This is a genomic window from Amycolatopsis sp. NPDC039088 (assembly GCF_055598845.1).
This window is the reverse complement of sequence record NZ_JBVKAE010000043.1, coordinates 52,133-70,770: the sequence shown is the minus strand read 5'-3', so window position 1 is coordinate 70,770 and position 18,638 is coordinate 52,133. Positions and strand designations below refer to the sequence as shown.

Genomic DNA, 18,638 nt, shown 5'->3' with positions numbered 1-18,638 from the left:
CCGCATTCATCAACATCTCCATGATCACTATGATGACCAGGCGCCTGACCCGCCCAAAAAGCGGGCCAGGACCACCTAGACAGGTTCAAAGACAGGCTCTAAGACGCAAGTGCCCTCACCCGAACCGCCCCTCACACCATTCCTCCGAAACCGCACCTGCAGCCCCGCAGCATCCAGAATCAAGCTCTACCTCGGCTCGCCCTTGATCAACGGAAGATCAGGGACGTTGGGTGTCCCTGATCTTCCGTTGATCAAGCTTCGCCACCGGTGCGCGCGACCCCGTGACAGCGCAGGAACAGTCGCCTGACCTGCAAGACCGCGACTTTGCCGGGGCCTTGCTGTGAAGGTAGGGAAGGAGGCCTTCACGGACTTTCCGGACCGGCTTCCTCGGTCAACGCGGCCGCCGTCAGGGTGAGGTGACGCGCCAAGGCTTCGGCCGCCGCGTCGGCGTCGCGGGCCAGCGCGGTCTCCTCCAGCAGGCGGTGTTCGGCGAGGTGGTCCCGGCCGGGCGCCCGCCGCGCCGCCCACCGGCGAGCCAGTTCGCTCGCGGTCCACATCCGGTCGAAGGTCTCCAGCAGGACCGGGTTTTCGCAGCCCTCCAGCAGGGTGCGATGGAAGACGCGGTGAGCCTCGGACCACGCGGCGTTGACGGAGTCGCCTTCCTCCGGCGCGAACGGGGGCGTACGGCTCAGCCGGTGGTGGGCGGCCCGGACGCGGGCCTCCCAATCGAGGTCGCCGCGTTCGACGGACAGGCGCAGCACGAGGGGTTCGATGGTCCGGCGGGCCTCGGTGATCTCCTGCCAGCGACGGTCGGAGAAGGCCGGAACGGCGAAGCCGCGGTTGGGCAGCCGGTCGGCGAGGCCGTCACCGACCACGCGCACGAGGGCCTCGCGGACGACCGCCAGGCTGACGCCCTGTTCTTTGGCCAGATCCTGCGGTTTGAGCGCGGCGCCCGGGGCGTGGTCGCCGCGCATGATCGCGTCCCGCAGGCGGGTGTACACCTGCTCGGAGAGCATCTGCTTGTCCGGGGAGGGCGAGGCGTCGGGCATCCGCGAAGTATAGACGAACGGACAGATAATCGATTATCTGTGTTATGGTCGATTCATGACCCACGCTAACGACCCCTTCGCCCGCCTGCCCGAGGTGGCCTCCTTCACTGTCTCCAGCACTTCTGTCGCCGAGGGCGCCACCTGGTCGCCCGACCAATGGGCCGGAAAGGACATCTCCCCGCAGCTGAGCTGGAGCGGAGCCCCGCTGGGCACCAAGAGCTACGCCGTCACCGTCTACGACCCCGACGCTCCCACCGGTTCCGGTTTCTGGCACTGGGCGGTCGCCGACATCCCCGCCGCCGTCACCGAGTTGCCCGAGGGTGCCGGTGACGACACCGGGTCAGGCCTGCCCGAGGGTGCCTTCCAGATTCCCAATGACGCCCGCGTGGCCCGCTTCCTCGGCGCCGCCCCGCCTGCCGGACACGGGAAGCACCGCTATTTCGTCGTGGTGCACGCCCTCGACGTCGAATCGCTCGGCGTTCCGGCCGACGCCACCCCGGCCCTCCTGGGGTTCACCATGTCCTCGCACGTTCTCGGTCGCGCGGTCCTGGTCGCCACGGCGGAGACCCCGGGTGACGAGCGCGTCGAGGTTTCCCGGCTCATCCCCGCCCCCGCCGACGCCGTTTTCGCGATCCTGAGCGACCCGAAGGGGCACGTGGACATCGACGCGTCGGGAATGCTCCTCGACGCCGAAGGGGAACCGGTCAAGCAGGCGGGCGACCGCTTCCTGGTCCACATGGACCGGGAAGCGCTCGGGGACGTGCCGCTGGGCAAGTACGACGTCGAGGTCGTCATCACGAAGCTCGTCCCGGACGCGGAGATCGCCTGGATCGTCGAAGGCACTATCCGGCCGTCTGTCCGCCACATCTACGGCTACCGGCTGGAGCCCGCTGAGGGCGGCACTCTCGTCACGTCGTACTACGACTGGTCAGAGGTCGGCGAGGACTGGAAGAACCGGCTCACCTTCCCCGTCGTTCCCGAGTCCGCGCTCAAGGCCACACTCGGGATTCTCGAGCGCACGGTCCGGCGGCGCGGGGCTTTGCGTCTTTAGGTACTTTTCGACGGCCGCGCAAGGCAGAATGACGTCCGTGCGAACACTTTTCGTTGCGGCCGCCCTCGTCCTGCTCGGTGTGACCGGATGTCAGACAGGGGTTTCCGGTCAACCCGAACCCGACAGCGACGGTTTCGTGGTCAAGGACGGATCCGGGCTGCGGTTTCGGCCGGTGCTGACCGAGCTCCCGCCAGGGCCGGCGACAGGCTCCGCGACGAACCGGCAGAGCACGGATCCCGCCGAGCAGCAGGCCGCCGCGGCGGCGCTCGACTGCTCATCGGGACAGGACCCGTTGGCCGGTCGTGACGACCCGGCGCTCCCGTTGGTCAGCTGCGACCGCGTCGAGGGCACGAAATACGTGCTCGGCCCGGCGTTCCTCACCGGGGCCGAGGTCAGCCAGACGCGTGCCCACGTCGATCCGCAGCAGGGTCGCTCGATCATCGACCTCACCTTCACCGCCGCGGGTGGGCGGACGTGGGCGGACTGGACCACGGCGAATGTCGGCAAGCAGGTCGCGGTGGTGCTGAAGAGCCGCGTCCTGACCGCGCCGATGATCCAGTCCGCCATCACCGGTGGGGCAGCCCAGATCACCGGCAAGTACACCCTCCCCGAGGCGCAGCAGCTGGCGCGTGACATCGCCGGGGGCTGAGCGGCTTCGGCGGCGGAATATGATCGACGAAGGACACGTTTGAGCGTTCAACTACTTTTGAGGAGTTGGACATGGGCTACGAAATCCTGGGCACGCGGCAGGAGCCGTCCTTCGGCCTGGACACCTTCGGTGACGTGGAGAACGGCGCGGACGGCCAGCCGGTGAGCCAGGCCGAGGCCATCCGTCAGGTCGTGGCCGAAGGCGTGCTCGCCGACCAGGTCGGCGTGGACTACTTCGGGGTCGGGGAGCATCACCGCACGGAGATGGCGGTGTCCTCGCCGGACGTCGTCCTGGCGGCGATCGCGGGCCGGACCGAACGGATCCGGCTGGGCACCGCGGTCACCGTGCTCAGTTCGGACGACCCGGTGCGGGTGTACGAGCGGTTCGCGACACTCGACGCGGTTTCCCGCGGCCGCACCGAGGTCACGCTCGGCCGGGGTTCGTTCACCGAGTCGTTCCCGCTGTTCGGCTACTCGCTGGACGACTACGAAGTGCTGTTCGCCGAGAAACTCGACCTGTTCACCCATCTGCAGAAGGAAAAGCCGGTCGACTGGAGCGGAACCGTCCGGCCCGCGCTGGACGGCGCGCAGGCCTTCCCGCTCACCGAGTCCGGCAGCGTGCCGGCCTGGGTCGGGGTCGGTGGGACACCGCAGTCGGTCGTCCGCGCGGCCGCGTACGGCCTGCCGCTGGTGATGGCGGTGATCGGCGGATCGCCGGAGCGGTTCACCCCGCTGGCCGACCTGTACCGGCGTGCCTTGAAGGAAGCCGGACATGGGGAGCTGCCGATCTCCATGCACAGCCCGGGGCACATCGCCGCGACCGATGAACTCGCGGTGGCCCAGCACTTCCCGCATCATCAGGCGGCCTTCGCCAAGATCGGCGCCGAACGGGGTTGGGGCCCGATGTCCCGCGCCGATTACGACGCGATGGCCGGGCCGCGCGGCGCGCTGTTCGTCGGTTCCGTCGAGACCGTCGCCCAGAAGATCGCGTGGTCGGTGCGGACCCTCGGCCTGTCGCGCTTCCAGCTCAAATACGGGGGCGGCGCGCTTCCGCACGAGCAGCGGCTCGAGTCGATCCGGCTGTACGGCGAGCAGGTCATCCCGCGGGTGAAGGAACTGCTCGCGCGGAGTTGACCTTCGCGGTTCGAAGCGCGCTAGCCTCGAAGTCGTGGTGTTCCACTCCGAGCGTTTCGACCTGCGGCCCTATGCCGGTTTCGACATGGCCCGCTACGTCCGGCGGACCTACTGCAGCTGGGAGGATTCCGGCTGGCATTCTCTGCTGGTCCAGCGGTTCGACCATGTCCCCGTCGCCGAGGACATGGAAATGCCCGCCACCGCGGATCTGCACCTGGTCCTGCCGGTCTCGGGACGGGCGGTGATGGAGACCCGCGGTGAGGGCCGCTGGAACCGCTCCGACTGGCGGCCGGGACGGCTCACGCTGGCGGTTCCCGGCATGCCGGTGCAGCACCGGTACCGCGGCGACGAGTCGATGCGCAGCCTGCAGGTGCACATCCCGGGCACCACGGTGGCGTCGATCGCGACGCGGCTGGGCGGCCGCGCGGTCGACCACGAAGCGATGGCGGCCTCCCTGGCCGGAGGAGATCCGCTGCTCGACGAGCTGGTCCGGGCACTCGGGAACGCGAGCGAGGAAGACGACCTGTACGCCGAATCCGCGGCCGCGTTCCTCACCGTGCACCTGCTCACCCGCCACGCGCTGAAGCCGTCTCCGCCGAGGACGGGCCGGGAGGACACCCGCGTACGCGCCGCCGTGGCGATGATGCGCGAGCGGCTGGCCGATCCACTGAGCCTCGCCGACCTCGCCGGGGGAGTGCATCTGAGCGTCTACCACTTCATCCGGGTCTTCAAGGAGAAGACCGGCGAGACACCGCACCGGTTCCTGGCCCGGCTCCGGATGGAGGAGGCGCAACGGCTGTTGCGCGACACCGACCTCCCGGTCGCCCAGATCGCGTCGAGATGCGGATTCGCCACCCCCGGCGCTTTGTCGGCCGCTTTCCTCCGGCACACCGGTGTGCGCCCTTCGGACTATCGCAATTCCTGATCGGTCCTCCGCAACCTCACGCATGGTGACCAGGTCCGACCGTTCCTACAGTGAGCATGTGAGTAGTTCCCGAATGCAGTCGTACGACGTCACCGCCGAATCGCCGGCGTCACCGGCAGCGGTGTGGGCACTGTTGCTGAACGCCAGAAGCTGGCCGGTCTGGTCGCGCGTGGATGCCCTGGAAACCACGGCGTCGCAAGGACTTTCCGCAGACGGACGCGACGGCGTCGGCGCGACCCGCGCCTTCCGGACCGGCAAGATGGTCACCAAGGAGCGGATCACCGCGCTCGAACCCGAACGCCGGTTCGCTTACGAGGGCGTCGAGAATCCGACGATGGCCGACTACCAGGCGGCCGTCGAACTGCGCGAAACCTCCGGCGGCGGAACACAGATCCGCTGGCACGGAACGTATCGCGCCCGCCGGGGCATGGCGTGGTTCTTCCAGTGGTATCTGCGTCGCTTCATGCAGGAGATGGCGACCGGGCTCGCCGACCACGCCGACGGCCCGGCCCGGTGACCTTTACGGGTGCTGGTGCTGGATCCGCTGGGCGGCTTCACGATGGAAGCCGGCGATCATCGCTTCCGTGCTCGGCGGGTTGAAGGGTTGCCCGAGCGTGCGCATGAGCGAGTTCACGCTGGGGCGGTACATCCCGGTCTTGCAGTAGCGGGATCCTTCGAAGGCGCCGACCGTGCCGCCGTCGGGAGAAGGCTTGCCGAGCCAGGCGTACCACTTGGCCCGGCGGTCCCTCATCTGCGCGGCGGTGAGCGCGCTCGCGTTGGGCTCGCGAGGTTCGCGGGTTTCGCAAGTGCCGTAGTCGTATTCGTCGGCGAGCCCGCCGATGGAATGCCCGAGTTCGTGGGCGACGATCTGGCTGGCCTGGGCGTTGGCGCCCGAAGACGTCGCGACCCCGCCGCCGGCGCCGCCGTACTTGGTGGTGTTCGCCAGCGCGATGACCTGATCGACGTCCGGCGCGGCCGCGGCGTACTGGTTCGCCTTGGTCTCGTTGACGCACAACAGCCGTTCGATCCCGCCGCACCAGAAGTACATGCCCAGCGCGGTGCTGCGCCGCACCCCTTGGGTCGGGTCGTTCGTGACACCGGATTGGGCGGAGACGACGTCGACCTGCCAGAGGTTGAACTGCTTGCGGTAGCTCTTGTACGGCTCGATGGCGAACAACGCCGCGATACTGGAGCGGACGTGCTGCGAGTAGGTGGAAAGCTGGCCGGAGGTGTAGCCGTCGCCGACGAAGACCAGGTCGAAGGTGGTCTCGCTGGGGCCGTTGATTTCGATCGGGGTCACCGCGGCGGAACTCGCGATGTGCTGCGGTAACGCGGTTCTGTCCGAAGCCGGGCGGCTGACTTCCACCCGGCTGATGGTTCCGCCGGGTTCGAAGGCCTCCATCGAGGTGGTGAAACGGGGAGCCGCCGACGCCGTCGCCGGGACGAGACCGGAGACGAGGACGGTGGTCAGCGCGAACATGAGACCTGCGCGTCGCATGCGTACTCCTTGCGGGGAGGGGAGGAAAAAAGGAGCGGAGTACGAAAAACGATCCCGACTTTCGACGGCTTCCGGCACATCCCAAGTGGCCATAAGGTCCGCGTGATGGATGTCGAGTTACGTCATCTCCGAGTGGTGTGCGCCGTCGCCGACGCGGGCAGCATCACGCGCGCGGCGATCGGCATCGGCAGCTCCCAGCCCGCGTTGACCGCGGCGGTACAACGGATCGAGCGCGCGTTCGGCGGAACGTTGTTCGTCCGGGGCAGGGGCGGAGTCGTTCCCACGGCGTTCGGCGAACGTGTGCTCGCGCACGCGCGGACCGTTCTCGCCGCCGCGGACACGATGCACCGCGACGCGGCCCGCTGGCTGGCGGACGAGGAGAAGCGTCCGGTCGCGCTGGGCGGGATCGGCGGGTCGATGGTCGTCGAGCTGGCGGACCGGCTCGGTGATTCCGGCCGGGCACAAGCGGTTTCGGTGACCACGGAGTTCTCGCCGTTGCGGCTGCTGGATCTCGTGGCAGGCGGCCAGCTCGACGCCGCCGTCGTCGCCGACTATCCCGGGCACGTCCTGCCCGCCGCACCGAGGGTGGCGTTGCGGCCGCTGGCCGCGCAACCGGTGTTCGTGGCGATCGCCGCGGATCATCCGGCCGCCCAAGGCGCCGAAATCGACCTGGCCGACCTCGCCGCCGAACGCTGGGTGCTCGGGCCGTCCGACGGCGCGGGCTGGCCGGAATGTTTCGAGGAGGCCTGTGCGCGGGCGGGTTTCCGGCCGCAGGTGGCGCACCGGAGCACGGAACTGCGGCCGCTGCAGCGCCTGATCGCGGCGGGCCGGGCGATTTCCCCCTGCCAGGTCACGTTTCCCGCCTCGGCCGGGATCGCGATCCGTGCGCTCGCAGGGGATCCGTTGTGGATGCGGTATCTGATCGCCTGGAACACCGAAGGCGCGTTCGGCGGGAACAGTGACGCCTTGATCGCCGCGGCCGAGGCGGCTTACCGGTCCGACACCGACAGCAGTCACCCCTATCGCCACTGGCTCACGCGCCGCGGCGAACCCGCCGCCGTCCGGCGTGCCATCGGGTGACACCTGGTCGGGGAATTCCCCTTGTCGGGCGGCGGTCCTAGCCTCGGATCAGCTCATCGACGAAGGGTAAGAAATTGCGTCTGCGCGCCCTGCTGGCCGCTGCTGTCCTGACCATCACCACCGCTCCGCCCGCGCTCGCCGCGCCGGACGTCGCCCACGGCTCCGACGTCCCACCAGGGCAGTTCGGGTTCGTCGCGAAGATCGCGATGACGAAGATCCCTCGCCCGGACGGCTCGACCTACAGCAGTTATTGCACTGGTGCGCTGGTCGCACCTGGCTGGGTCATCACCACCGGGCACTGCTTCCACGACGCGCACCGCAAGCGGGTGGCGGGCAAGATGCCGTATCCGACGACGGTGACGCTGGGCCTTGTCGACGAGGCGATCGAGTCAGGGGTGGCCCGCAAGGCGACCGAAGTGCTGCAGGCGAAGGAAAACGACGTCGCGCTCCTCCGGCTCGACACCCCGGTGAGCACGGTGCCGCCAGTGAAGGTGAGCCGCGTGCTCCCGAAGGTCGGTCAGCAGCTGACCCTGGCCGGTTGGGGCAGCCTGAGCAGCACGAATCCCGCCCCGGCGACGCGAATGCAGCACGGCACCGTCCAGGTGGCGACGGCGGCGCCGACGACCATCGGTGTCCGCGGCGCGACTCCGGCGATCACGACGAGCGCCTGCACGTACGACTCGGGTGCGCCCTATTTCGTCCCGGAAGGCAAGAGCGGCGCCTTGGTCTCGATCGAAGCCACCGGGCCGGGTTGCCCGCACGCGGGGATCGAGACGACCTCCCGCGCCGACGTCATCGCGGACTGGATCGCCACCCAAACGGCCTAGCCAGGGCGAGGCGGCTCAGCCTCGAAGTCAGAGTCCATGAAGGCCTCCTTCCCTACCTGCACTGTCACAGGGCCGCGCGCACCAGTGGCGAAACTTGATCAACGGAAGATCAGGGACACTCAATGTCCCTGATCTTCCGTTGACCAAGGGCGAGTCGAGGCAGGCAGGCAGGGAGGCCTGATTCTGGACACCAGGGGCGCTTCAGTGTCCATAAAGGCCATCACGACACGTTCGTCTTGTCCCGTAATAGCGACGGAGCCGACCAGGAGTTATGCGACTTTGCCGGGACACTGACCTTCAGAGTAGGGAAGGGGGCCTTCACGCGCGTTTCACCCGGTGATCGAGCGGGTAGCCGCGTGACCAGGAGGTAGTGCGATGACGAGTGATCGAATGACCGCGCCTCCGGCGCCGCCGAACCCGATGCCGCCGGATCCGGGAGTGCCCGAGCCGGGTATTCCCGAGCCGGTGCCGGACCCGGGGAAGCCCGAGCGGCTACCCGATCCCGGTGTCCCCGAGCGACTCCCGGAGCCGGGACCGGACCGTCCGCTGCCGGAACCGGGAAGCCCGCCAGAGCCTCAACCGGGAGCTGCCCCGCCCGGGCCGTGAGCCGGAACCGTCCGGGCTCAAAGGGTGAACGCGAGCCACAGCGCGAGCCAGGCGCACGCCGCGACCGCGATCACGACCGCACACACCCGCAGGCTCGCGGCGGCGATCCGGAGTGACGCGGTGCCGTTGTGATGCCGGTGATTTCCCATGGTGCCGCCCTCCTTTCAAGATCACCTTCCGCCCTCCACGAGTTCGCCGCAGCGGAGGTGGACTACCTGGGTGACCCCATCCGAGTGAAGGCGGCCCGTAGCGAGGGCCCGCGTTTAGTCCTCTAAATGCGGTAGTTCGCGACACGCACGAACGCATTAGAGGACTAAACGCGTTACTGGACCGGGTCAGCTGCCGGTCTGGCCGCAGGTGGCGGCGTCGGCGCTCAGGATCGGGTCGGACACTGGCCGCCGGGTGATCGGCAAGGTGCTCTGGGCGGTCAGCGCGCCGTCCCGCAGGGTGTAGACGGTGCGGCTGCCGGAATAGGTGATCTGGTCGACCGGCGCGCTGATGTCGTCGGCCTCGGCGGCGACAGTCTCGAAGGTACGCCCACCGCCTTCGAGCGGTGTGCACTGGTAGCCCAGGTGCGCGGCCACGCCACCGCCCTCGGCGAACGAGAGGGGCTTGTCGTTCTGATCGACGACCTGGCTGAGGTTGCGGCCGTCGAAGTGCAGCGCGGTGAAGAACGTGGTGTTGGCGCCGACGGACTGGGCGACGAGCAGTTCCGCGCGCCCGTCGCCGTTCAGGTCCGCCACCCTCGGGGCCTGGACGCCGGCGTAGCTGTCGGCGCCGACGTGGAGGGAGGTGAACGTTCCGTGCACGGTCGCGGAGATGACCTGGTCGGTGTCAGAGATGAGTTGGGCGGTGACGGTTTCGAGTTCGCCGTCGCCGTCCAGATCGGCGACCGTGGTGACCGGATCGGCGGACGCGGCGGCGGCCAGGGCCGGGACGACGGTGGCAAGGCCCAGCGCGGCGGCGATACCGGTGATGGTGGCTGCGCGGATGATGCGGGTGTGGTTCATGATGTCTCCCTCCAACTCTCCCGGTGAACTTTTCACCGAAAGTGCTCTCGTAAAGGGAGACGGCCACAGATCAAGATCGTGCACCGGGAGTGTGATGTGCCACACGAACGCAACCCGTGACGTCGGATGTCAGAGCCAGCCGTTGTGCGTGGCGAAGACCCCCAGCTGGAACCGGCTGGAGACCCCGGCGCGGTCCATCAGCGTTTCGAGGTAGCGGAACAGAGTGCGCCTGCTGACCCCGAGTTCTGCGGCGATCTCGTCGTCCTTGCGCCCGGCGGCGAGCAGGAGCAGCAGCTCTCGTTCGATCGGCCGGATCGGCTGGTCGGCCGCCCGCCCTCGCTGATCGAGGGGGATCGCCGCGGCCCAAGAGGTTTCGAACAGCCCCTCCAGCGCGGAGAAAAGGCTGCATGGGCGCACGATGACGATGGACTGGTTCCGGTCGGCCTCCCGGATGGTCAGCGCGATTGTGGCCGCCCGGTCGTCGAAAAGCGTCAGCTTCACCGGAAGCTCGGGCAGGAGCCGGGCCTGCTCGCCGGCCCGCAGGCAGGGCAAGATGTTTTCGGTGAGGTAGCCGGGGTCGCCCAAGGACGCTCCACTGTAGACACAGCGGTAGCCGATACCGCGCCGCAGCTGTTCCTCCTCCAAGAGATTCCGGTGGCCGCCGGTGAAGTACGGCGGGGAATCGAGACGACGTACCTGGTGCCGCACCATGGTCGCGAGATGCTGGAGCCGCGGGACGATGGCGTCACCGGTGACCACTTCGAGCAGGTCTTGAACGTGTGGCATCCCGGAATGCGCCCGCCGGAAGGCGCGGTACGCGGTCTGCACCGCGAGGCGGGCGTCGTGCAGTTCGGCCTGCCGTCGCGTGGTCAGCGCGGCGAGCGCCTCGCCGGGATTCGCGGGGAGGAACTCGGTCCCGTCCACTCCGGACGACACCGCCAGTCCGGCGTTCGCCAGTTCTTCCAGTGCTTTACGGACGGTCTCCGCATCGCCATGCCACGGCACCAGCTCCCCGGTGGTCACCGGCGCGCTTTCGAGCATCCGGCCGTAGACCCGGGCGGCGGTCTCGCCGAGGCCCAGCCTGAGAAGCTGTGCGCCGAGCCCGTTCGCGGGCGTCACTCTCGACTCGTTCACTGAAGCTAAACGCCTGAGGTGTCGCGGATCCAGGTGCGGCTCGGCGCGATGCCGGTCACCGCCGCCGTGAGTGGCGATGCGGTGAGGATTCCTCGGGTGCGCATGGGTGCCTTCCACTGCGGGAACTGGGAAAGCGACGGGTCGCGGCGTTCATGGTCGCGGCGGATCGCCAAGGGTCGCCCGGCGGGATCCGCTGCCGGTTTTCCCATGCTAGGCAAGCGGATGCGGCCGCTGATAGCGACTAAAGACGGGAGAAGCCCGCGTCAGGCGGCAAGGTACTCGGCCTGTCGGCACGAAGGTGCCGATGGCACGGCTGTGTCACGGAATCGAGATCGACGACATGTAACCCGCGAACCGTTGGAAACGACTTCAGGGAGACGGGCTGGACCGGGGCGATCAACGAATCGCGGAGGAAGAGTGGCGCTGCTCAAGAAGAAGTCACCCGAACAAATCGCCGCCGAACTCGAGGAAAAGGAACGGCTGCGCCGTGCGGCGGACGAGCGGAGGCGTCAGCAGCAAGCGGAGAAGGAACGGCAGGCGTTCGAACGTTCTCCCGCCGGGCGTGCCCGAGCGGCGTACGAGAGCGGCGACCACCTCTTCCAGTTCTCCATCGATGTGATGAACCAGAAAGCCGTCATCGTCGCGATGGTCGGCGGAACGACGACCCGGCGCGCGACCGACCCCGTGGACGTGCTCAATTCCGTCTGCCGTGAAGGGTGGGACCTGGCCAACGGTTCCTTCGTCTTCGTTGAGCAGGGACAGGAAAGCCGAGATAAGTTCATGTCCTCCGGGCAGAACGTCGCGGTCAAGGGTGAAGTCGTCGGCTACTATCTGTTCAAGCGTTGCGAGGCCAACAGGCGAGCGGCGTAGTCCCTACGACGTCATCGACGGCGGCTTTTCCCGGGCAGCCGTTTCACGACCCGGGCCCGGGTGGCCGGCTTGGGGTCGATCAGTTCCTCGGCGAGGAGGATGGCGCGGTCCGACAGGGTCACGGACAAACGCTCCACCGAATCGCCGATCCGGCCCGCTTCGCGGCGCACACCCTCGCCCATGGGCTTGCTGTGCCGATCCGCGAAACCCGCGAGCCTGCTCCCGGAGACCAGGACCAGATCGGCGAGTTGTCCGCCCAGTTCGGTCAGCCGGTTCGCCGTCCTGCCCGCCCGGCGGGCCACCAGGTCCTCGGTTTCCCGTCGCAACTCGCGGACGGCCTGCCTCGACTCGGTCGTCGTCCCGGTGAGTGCGGACTTCAGGGCTTTCGTCACGTCCATCAGGATCGACCTCCACGCGGTTACTTGCACTTGAGTGTACGCCTGTACTCCCGGAATTCGGAACGCACGGCAGTCGCCTACCTGGCCTAATCCTGGTCTCAAAAATACTCAGTGCACATTTGTAACCTGAGTCGATAAAGCGGCGGCAGTTCCTGTGATCACTCTGACGGTTCCCGGCGCGGGCGGCAAGTAGCGGACCTCCGTCCACGCTGAAGGACGGCCGATCGATTCGGTGAGCAGTCGTAAAATTTCCGAAACGTGTCAACTTCTTGCATTCTGTCTCCGGGTTGTTGCATGCTCGTACGGCTCTGGCTCCCTCCCCGCTGTCTCAAAGAAGAGAAGACGCCATGACACGTATGCGCCTGTCCCGGCTCATCGCCGGTTTCCTGGTCACGGGGCTTTCCGTCGCCGGATTCTCCCTCGCTTCGGCGGCGAGCGGCCCGCCGCCGGATCCAGCCGTCTCGCCCGCACCGGCCGTGCTCGCGGAGGTTCCGTTGACCCGTACGGTGTCGGCGAGCAGCGCGCTGCCCGGCTATCCCGTCGCGAACGCGGTCGACGGAAATCAGGACAGTTACTGGGAATCCGCCAACAACGCGTTCCCGCAGTGGATACAGGCCGACCTCGGGGCGGCCAAATCGCTCTCGCGGATCGTGCTGAAACTCCCGTCGGCCTGGGAAGCCCGGACACAGACGCTGACCGTGCGCGGAAGTACCGACGGCACGGCGTTCACCGACCTCGGTGGGCCTGCCGGCTACGCGTTCACCCCCGGCGCCAACACTGTCACCATCCCGATGACCGCGTCGGCCCGGTACGTGCGGCTGCAGATCACCGCGAACACGCGATGGCCCGCCGCACAGCTTTCGGAGTTCGAGCTGTACGGACCGGACACCGGCGACACACAGGCACCCAGCGCGCCGACGAACCTCACGCTCACCGAACCCGCCGCCGGCCAGATCCGGCTGACCTGGTCGGCCTCGACCGACAATGTCGGCGTCGCCGGTTACACCGTCTACCGGGACGGCACTCCGGCCGGCACGCTCACCGGCACCACGTTCACGGAGGCCAGGCCCACGGGGACGCGGGTCGAATACTTCGTGCGGGCCAAGGACGCGGCGGGTAACGAATCCGCCGACAGCAACCACGTCGTGCGCTCCGGGACCACCGCGGGCGCGAACCTGGCCGCCGGCAAGCCGATCGAGGCCACGTCGACGGTCCACTCGTTCGTCGCCGCCAATGCCAACGACAACAACACCGCCACGTACTGGGAATCCGCCGCGGGCTATCCGAACTCGCTGACGGTGAAGCTCGGGATCGACGCGGACGTCGATTCGGTCGTGGTGAAGCTCAACCCGGACCCGATCTGGGGAGCGCGGACGCAGGACTTCGAGATCCTGGGCCGTGAACAGGGCGCGACCGCGTTCACCACCCTGTCGGCGCGGGCGGAGCGCCGCTTCGACCCGGCCACCAACCAGAACACGGTGACCATCCCGGTCAGCGACCGCGCCTCGGACGTGCGCCTGCAGTTCTTCGCGAACTCCGGCGCTCCTGGTGGACAGGTCGCGGAGTTCCAGGTGATCGGCACCCCGGCACCGAACCCGGACCTCGTCGTCACCGGGACGACCTGGACACCGGAGAACCCGACGGAGACCAGCCTGCTGGCGGTTTCGGCGACGGTGAAGAACAACGGCACCGCGAACGCGGGCGCGACGACCGTGAACGTCAGCCTCGGCGGCACCGTCGTCGGCGACGCGGCGGTCGGGGCACTCGCCGCCGGCGCGTCCACCACGGTGACCGTGAACGCGGGAACCCGGCCGCAGGGTACTTACACCGTGGCCGCCACCGTCGATCCCGCCGACAAGGTGGCCGAGCAGAACGACACCAACAACACCTTCACCTCCCCGGCTCCGCTGGTGATCGCGCAGTCGCCCGGTCCGGACCTCGAGGTCACCGGCATCACGTCGAATCCGCCGAACGCGGCGGTCGGCGCGGCGGTCTCGTTCACCGTGGCGGTGCACAACCGCGGCACGAGCGTAGCGGGTTCCTCGGTGACCCGGCTGACCGTCGGAAGTACCACGTTGACCGGTGCCACCGGCGCGATCACGGCGGGTGCCACGGCGAACGTCGCGATCTCGGGCACGTGGACCGCGGCCAACGGCGGCGCGACCCTGACCGCGACGGCCGACGCGACCGGCACGGTCGCGGAGACCAACGAGTCCAACAACGGGCTCTCGCGGGCGATCGTCGTCGGCCGCGGCGCGGCGGTGCCCTACGTCGAATACGAAGCGGAATCCGCGCAGTACCAAGGAGAATTGCTGGAGGCCGACCGGTTGCGGACGTTCGGGCACACGAACTTCGCGACCGAGTCCTCCGGCCGCAAGTCCGTGCGCCTGGCGAACCAGGGGCAGTACGTGGAGTTCACTTCGGCGAACCAAGCGAACTCGATCGTGGTGCGCAACTCCATCCCCGACGCCCCGGGCGGCGGGGGACAGGACGCGACACTCAGCCTGTACATCAACGGCACCTTCGCGCAGAAGCTGACGTTGTCCTCGAAGCACAGCTGGCTCTACGGCAGCACCGACGACCCCGAGGGGCTCACGAACACGCCGCAGGCCAACGCGCGACGGTTGTTCGACGAGTCGCACGCGCTACTGTCCCAGTCGTACCCGCCGGGCACGAAGTTCAAGCTGCAGCGCGACAGCGGGGACAACGCCGCGTTCTACATCGTCGACCTCGTCGATCTGGAGCAGGTCGCCCCGGCCTCGGAGAAGCCGTCGAACTGTGTGTCGATCACGGAGTACGGCGCGGTGCCGAACGACGGGAACGACGACTCGGCGGCGATCCAGCGCGCGGTCACCGACGACCAGAACGGCGTGATCGCCTGTGTCTGGATCCCGGCAGGCCAGTGGCGGCAGGAGAAGAAGATCCTGACCGACGATCCCAACGTGCCCAACGGCGGCGGCCAGTACAACCAGATCGGCATCTCCAACGTGACGATCCGCGGTGCCGGAATGTGGCATTCACAGCTGTACTCGCAGATCGAGCCCCAGAACGCGGGCGGGATCAACCATCCGCACGAGGGCAACTTCGGGTTCGACATCGACAAGAACACCCAGATCTCCGACATCGCCATCTTCGGTTCCGGCCGGATCCGGGGCGGGGACGGCGGAGCGGAAGGCGGCGTCGGTCTCAACGGCCGGTTCGGCACCGGTACGAAGATCTCGAACGTGTGGATCGAGCACGCGAACGTCGGGGTGTGGGTCGGCCGGGACTACACCAACATCCCGGCGCTGTGGGGTCCGGCCGACGGCCTGGAGTTCAGCGGCATGCGGATCCGCGACACCTACGCCGACGGCATCAACTTCACCAACGGCACCCGGAACTCGAAGGTGTTCAACTCGTCGTTCCGCACCACCGGTGACGACTCGCTGGCGGTGTGGGCGAACCAGTACGTGAAGGACACGTCACAGGACATCGCGCACGACAACGTGTTCGCCAACAACACGATCCAGCTTCCGTGGCGGGCCAACGGGATCGCGATCTACGGCGGATACGGCAACAAGATCGAGAACAACATCGTCCACGACACGATGAACTACCCGGGCATCATGCTGGCGACCGATCACGATCCGCTGCCGTTCTCCGGGCAGACACTCATCGCGAACAACGCCCTGTACCGCTGCGGCGGGGTGTTCTGGGGCGAGCAGCAGGAGTTCGGTGCGATCACGTTCTTCGCGCAGGGCAAGGACATTCCCGGGGTCACGCTGCGGGACACCGAGATCCATGACTCGACCTACGACGGTGTCCAGTTCAAGACGGGTGGCGGCGTGGTGACCGCGGCTCTGACGAACGTCAAGATCGACAAGTCGAACAACGGGGCCGGTGTCCTCGCGATGAGCGGCGCCCGCGGCAGCGCGACGCTGACGAACGTGACGATCAGCGGCTCCGCGAACGGCGACGTCGTCCGTGAGCCGGGGTCGCAGTTCGTGATCAACGGCGGCCCGGTGCAGGCGGTGGTCTCGTCGGGCCGCCGCGGCACGCGGTAGGGAAGGTTGTCAGGGGGCCGGAGCGGGGGACCGCTCCGGCCTTTTCACGTGCGGGGGCTCATCCCCGCCACGGCCAGCCGGAACAGCCGGTCCGCCTGTGCGGCCGGATCCGGATGGTGCTCGGTGGCCAGGACGATGCCGACGATCAGCGTGATCAGATCCGCGACGCTGACGTCCGGCGGCACCGCTCCGTCCCTCACGGCCCGCCGCAGGAGCGGTTCCCCGGCTTTCTCGACGGCGGTGGAACAGGAGTTTTCGGTCGCGGGGCCGTCGTACGAGAGCGCTGCCGCCAGGCCGCGGGCGGAGACACAGTAGACGACGACCTCGTCGAGCCAGGTCAGGAGCGCCTTCCGGCTGTCGTCTTCGCCGGTCAATGCGACGGCGCGGGCGCACAGCGCCGCGATCCGGTTCGCGGAGACCGCCTCCAGCAGCGCCCGGCGGGTGGGGAAGTGGCGGCGCACGGTCGCCGAACCGACGTTGGCGGTGCGGGCGATCTGCTCCAGCGAGGCCCCGGAGCCATGGGTCGCGACTTCTTCCTCGGCCACCGCGAGGATGCGCGCGTAGTTCCGCCGTGCGTCGGCGCGCCGACCGTCGGACATGGTTTCACCTCGGTGTTTGCGTAAGTGGCGGGGCCCGCCATATTGTAGCGGACGATAAGTGGCGGGCCCCGCCACTTAGTTGCCCGAAGGAGCCAACATGTCCGCAGCACCCGTTTTGGTCACCGGCGCCACCGGCAGGCAGGGCGGCGCGACCGCCCGTGCCCTGCTCGCGGCCGGTGTTCCCGTCCGCGCGCTGGTCCGCGACCCGGCCAGGGCGAAGGCCGTCGAAGCGCTCGGCGCCGAGCTCGTCGTCGGCGATCTTCACGACGTCGACTCCGTGATCCGCGCGGCCAAGGGGGCCCGCGCGGTTTTCTCGGTGCAGATGCCCGGCGTGAACGAGGACGGATTCGACTTCGCCGGGGAGGTGACTCAAGGTGTCAACCTCATCGAAGGCGCGAAGGCGGCAGGTGTGCCGCAGTTCGTGCACACTTCCGTTTCGGGGGCCGGTCAGCACGTCGAGGCGGACGGATGGGCCGAAGGCCGCTGGGCCTCGATGGAGCCCACGCTGGGGGCCAAGGCGGCGATCCAGGACCGTCTCCGCGAGGCGGGCTTTCCTCAGTGGACACTGCTCAAGCCGGGCTTCTTCATGGAGAACTTCTTGCCCGACATGAAGTTCCTGTTCCCGCGCGGGGTGGAGGGTGGCTTGGTGAGCGTCATCAAGCCGTCGACGTCCCTGTCGCTGGCCGCCGTCGACGACATCGGCGCCGCTGCCGCCGCGGCCATCGCCGAACCGGAGCGGTTCACCGGGATCGAACTCGAGTTCGCGAGCGACTTCCTGACCATGACGGAGATCGCCGAGATCCTGTCCGGTGTGCTGGGGACGAGGCTGACGGCCCCGGATATGACCGTCGAGCAGGCGGTCGCCGCCGGGATGCCGCCGATGGGCGCCTCGCACGAGTGGCTGAACGTGATCGGCCAGCCGGGGCGTCCGGAGTACGCGCGGGACCTCGGCCTCCCGCTCACCGGCTTCGCCGACTGGGCGCGGAAATACCTTGCGTAATAGGTGATCGTTGGGGCATGTGCGTCACACCTCTACTGGACCACCTCGACCGCGAGGATCCCGGCGGCGTCCTCGGGTTGTACCTCTACGGTTCCGCCGCGGCGGGCGGGCTCAAGCCGGACAGTGACGTCGATCTGCTGCTGGTCACCCGCCGGTCGCTCGGCCGAGAAGAACGCGCCGCGCTGGTGTCACTGCTGTCGCGGCTTTCGGGCTGGAGTGGCCACGCCGACCGCTTTCCCGACGCTGCGGACCGTCGTCCGATCGAGCTGACCGGGATCGTGGCCGGGGACGAACCGTCTCGCCGGGATTTCCAGTACGGGGAATGGCTTCGGGAGGACTTCGTCAAGGGTTGTCTTCCCGTGCCCGCGGACGATCCCGATGTCGTGATCCTCGCGGCCACGGCCCATGCGGCGCACCGGGTTCTGCGCGGCCCCGCCCTCGCCGAGGTCCTCGATCCGGTGCCGCCGGACCTGCTCCGCGACGCGGCACTCGGCGTGATCCCCGGCCTCTTGTCCGAGGTCGAAGGCGACGAACGCAACGTCCTGCTCACGCTCGCGCGCATCGTCGTGACCGTCGAAACGGGCCGGATCGTCTCGAAAGACGCCGCGGTGGCGATGGTCGATGGCGGCGTACTGCTGGAGCGCGCGCGGGCGGGCTACCTCGGTACGGCTGCCGATGACTGGACCGGCCTTTCGGCGGAGGTGGCCTCGCTCGCGAGCGCTCTCGCGAACCGGGCGAGGGGTGTTTGACAAAGCGGAACACTGCT

20 protein-coding genes are annotated in these 18,638 nt (G+C 68.3%); 12 read left to right on the top strand and 8 right to left on the bottom strand.

The genetic code is table 11. The annotated features are described in order from the left end of the window. Nucleotides 1–362 precede the first annotated feature (362 nt). Nucleotides 363–1,016: a GntR family transcriptional regulator gene (locus ACZ7KI_RS37265; RefSeq protein ID WP_470277715.1), complete on the bottom strand. Its 654-nt coding sequence runs from the start codon at nucleotides 1,014–1,016 to the stop codon at nucleotides 363–365. 88 nt (nucleotides 1,017–1,104) lie between these two features. On the opposite strand from ACZ7KI_RS37265, the gene ACZ7KI_RS37260 reads away from it, so the two are divergent. The 5 genes from ACZ7KI_RS37260 (at nucleotide 1,105) to ACZ7KI_RS37240 (ending at nucleotide 5,324) form a co-directional block, all read left to right on the top strand. After that, entirely contained in the window at nucleotides 1,105–2,100 is a 996-nt protein-coding gene (locus tag ACZ7KI_RS37260) for a YbhB/YbcL family Raf kinase inhibitor-like protein (RefSeq protein ID WP_470277713.1), read from the top strand. Nucleotides 2,101–2,137: 37 nt separating this feature from the next. Next, a complete protein-coding gene (locus tag ACZ7KI_RS37255; protein WP_470277712.1) occupies nucleotides 2,138–2,749 on the top strand; it encodes a SecDF P1 head subdomain-containing protein in 612 nt (203 codons plus the stop codon). 71 nt (nucleotides 2,750–2,820) lie between these two features. Then, nucleotides 2,821–3,882, top strand: coding sequence for an LLM class flavin-dependent oxidoreductase (locus ACZ7KI_RS37250; protein ID WP_470277711.1), 1,062 nt, complete (start codon nucleotides 2,821–2,823; stop codon nucleotides 3,880–3,882). A gap of 34 nt (nucleotides 3,883–3,916) precedes the next feature. Beyond that, entirely contained in the window at nucleotides 3,917–4,807 is an 891-nt protein-coding gene (locus ACZ7KI_RS37245) for a helix-turn-helix domain-containing protein (protein WP_470277710.1), read from the top strand. Between the two features lie 73 nt (nucleotides 4,808–4,880). Beyond that, nucleotides 4,881–5,324, top strand: coding sequence for an SRPBCC family protein (locus ACZ7KI_RS37240; protein WP_470277714.1), 444 nt, complete (start codon nucleotides 4,881–4,883; stop codon nucleotides 5,322–5,324). 3 nt (nucleotides 5,325–5,327) lie between these two features. Here ACZ7KI_RS37240 and ACZ7KI_RS37235 read toward each other — a convergent pair whose 3' ends face one another. Beyond that, entirely contained in the window at nucleotides 5,328–6,305 is a 978-nt protein-coding gene (locus ACZ7KI_RS37235) for a M64 family metallopeptidase (protein WP_470277709.1), read from the bottom strand. A 105-nt stretch (nucleotides 6,306–6,410) separates the two neighbouring features. On the opposite strand from ACZ7KI_RS37235, the gene ACZ7KI_RS37230 reads away from it, so the two are divergent. From ACZ7KI_RS37230 to ACZ7KI_RS37220, 3 genes are all read left to right on the top strand, one after another. Continuing rightward, nucleotides 6,411–7,385 (top strand): LysR family transcriptional regulator, encoded by a 975-nt coding sequence (locus ACZ7KI_RS37230; protein WP_470277708.1) that lies wholly within the window; start codon nucleotides 6,411–6,413, stop codon nucleotides 7,383–7,385. A 74-nt stretch (nucleotides 7,386–7,459) separates the two neighbouring features. Then, entirely contained in the window at nucleotides 7,460–8,212 is a 753-nt protein-coding gene (locus tag ACZ7KI_RS37225; protein ID WP_470277707.1) for a S1 family peptidase, read from the top strand. Between the two features lie 375 nt (nucleotides 8,213–8,587). Further along, nucleotides 8,588–8,818 (top strand): hypothetical protein, encoded by a 231-nt coding sequence (locus tag ACZ7KI_RS37220; protein WP_470277706.1) that lies wholly within the window; start codon nucleotides 8,588–8,590, stop codon nucleotides 8,816–8,818. Nucleotides 8,819–8,835: 17 nt separating this feature from the next. Here ACZ7KI_RS37220 and ACZ7KI_RS37215 read toward each other — a convergent pair whose 3' ends face one another. From ACZ7KI_RS37215 to ACZ7KI_RS37200, 4 genes are all read right to left on the bottom strand, one after another. Continuing rightward, complete coding sequence (locus ACZ7KI_RS37215) at nucleotides 8,836–8,967, bottom strand: hypothetical protein (protein ID WP_279626630.1); 132 nt, start codon at nucleotides 8,965–8,967, stop codon at nucleotides 8,836–8,838. A gap of 186 nt (nucleotides 8,968–9,153) precedes the next feature. Beyond that, nucleotides 9,154–9,828: an FG-GAP repeat domain-containing protein gene (locus ACZ7KI_RS37210; RefSeq protein WP_470277705.1), complete on the bottom strand. Its 675-nt coding sequence runs from the start codon at nucleotides 9,826–9,828 to the stop codon at nucleotides 9,154–9,156. Nucleotides 9,829–9,957: 129 nt separating this feature from the next. Then, nucleotides 9,958–10,947 carry a helix-turn-helix domain-containing protein gene (locus ACZ7KI_RS37205; RefSeq protein WP_470277704.1) on the bottom strand — a complete coding sequence of 330 codons (990 nt, stop codon included), beginning with the start codon at nucleotides 10,945–10,947 and terminating at the stop codon, nucleotides 9,958–9,960. 20 nt (nucleotides 10,948–10,967) lie between these two features. Further along, nucleotides 10,968–11,171: a hypothetical protein gene (locus tag ACZ7KI_RS37200; RefSeq protein ID WP_470277702.1), complete on the bottom strand. Its 204-nt coding sequence runs from the start codon at nucleotides 11,169–11,171 to the stop codon at nucleotides 10,968–10,970. Between the two features lie 208 nt (nucleotides 11,172–11,379). Between ACZ7KI_RS37200 and ACZ7KI_RS37195 the strand changes: the two genes are divergently transcribed. Then, nucleotides 11,380–11,832, top strand: a complete 453-nt coding sequence (locus tag ACZ7KI_RS37195) for a hypothetical protein (protein ID WP_470277701.1) — start codon at nucleotides 11,380–11,382, stop codon at nucleotides 11,830–11,832. Between the two features lie 11 nt (nucleotides 11,833–11,843). On the opposite strand, the gene ACZ7KI_RS37190 is transcribed toward ACZ7KI_RS37195, so the two are convergent. Further along, complete coding sequence (locus tag ACZ7KI_RS37190) at nucleotides 11,844–12,230, bottom strand: hypothetical protein (protein WP_470277700.1); 387 nt, start codon at nucleotides 12,228–12,230, stop codon at nucleotides 11,844–11,846. A 347-nt stretch (nucleotides 12,231–12,577) separates the two neighbouring features. On the opposite strand from ACZ7KI_RS37190, the gene ACZ7KI_RS37185 reads away from it, so the two are divergent. Beyond that, a complete protein-coding gene (locus tag ACZ7KI_RS37185; protein ID WP_470277699.1) occupies nucleotides 12,578–16,273 on the top strand; it encodes a CARDB domain-containing protein in 3,696 nt (1,231 codons plus the stop codon). A 44-nt stretch (nucleotides 16,274–16,317) separates the two neighbouring features. On the opposite strand, the gene ACZ7KI_RS37180 is transcribed toward ACZ7KI_RS37185, so the two are convergent. Continuing rightward, entirely contained in the window at nucleotides 16,318–16,872 is a 555-nt protein-coding gene (locus ACZ7KI_RS37180; protein ID WP_470277698.1) for a TetR/AcrR family transcriptional regulator, read from the bottom strand. Between the two features lie 97 nt (nucleotides 16,873–16,969). On the opposite strand from ACZ7KI_RS37180, the gene ACZ7KI_RS37175 reads away from it, so the two are divergent. Together ACZ7KI_RS37175 and ACZ7KI_RS37170 are read left to right on the top strand one after the other, a co-directional pair. Next, entirely contained in the window at nucleotides 16,970–17,872 is a 903-nt protein-coding gene (locus ACZ7KI_RS37175) for an NmrA family NAD(P)-binding protein (protein ID WP_470277697.1), read from the top strand. A 17-nt stretch (nucleotides 17,873–17,889) separates the two neighbouring features. Further along, on the top strand, nucleotides 17,890–18,621 hold the full coding sequence (locus ACZ7KI_RS37170) for an aminoglycoside adenylyltransferase domain-containing protein (protein WP_470277696.1): 732 nt from the start codon (nucleotides 17,890–17,892) through the stop codon (nucleotides 18,619–18,621). Nucleotides 18,622–18,638: the final 17 nt, after the last annotated feature.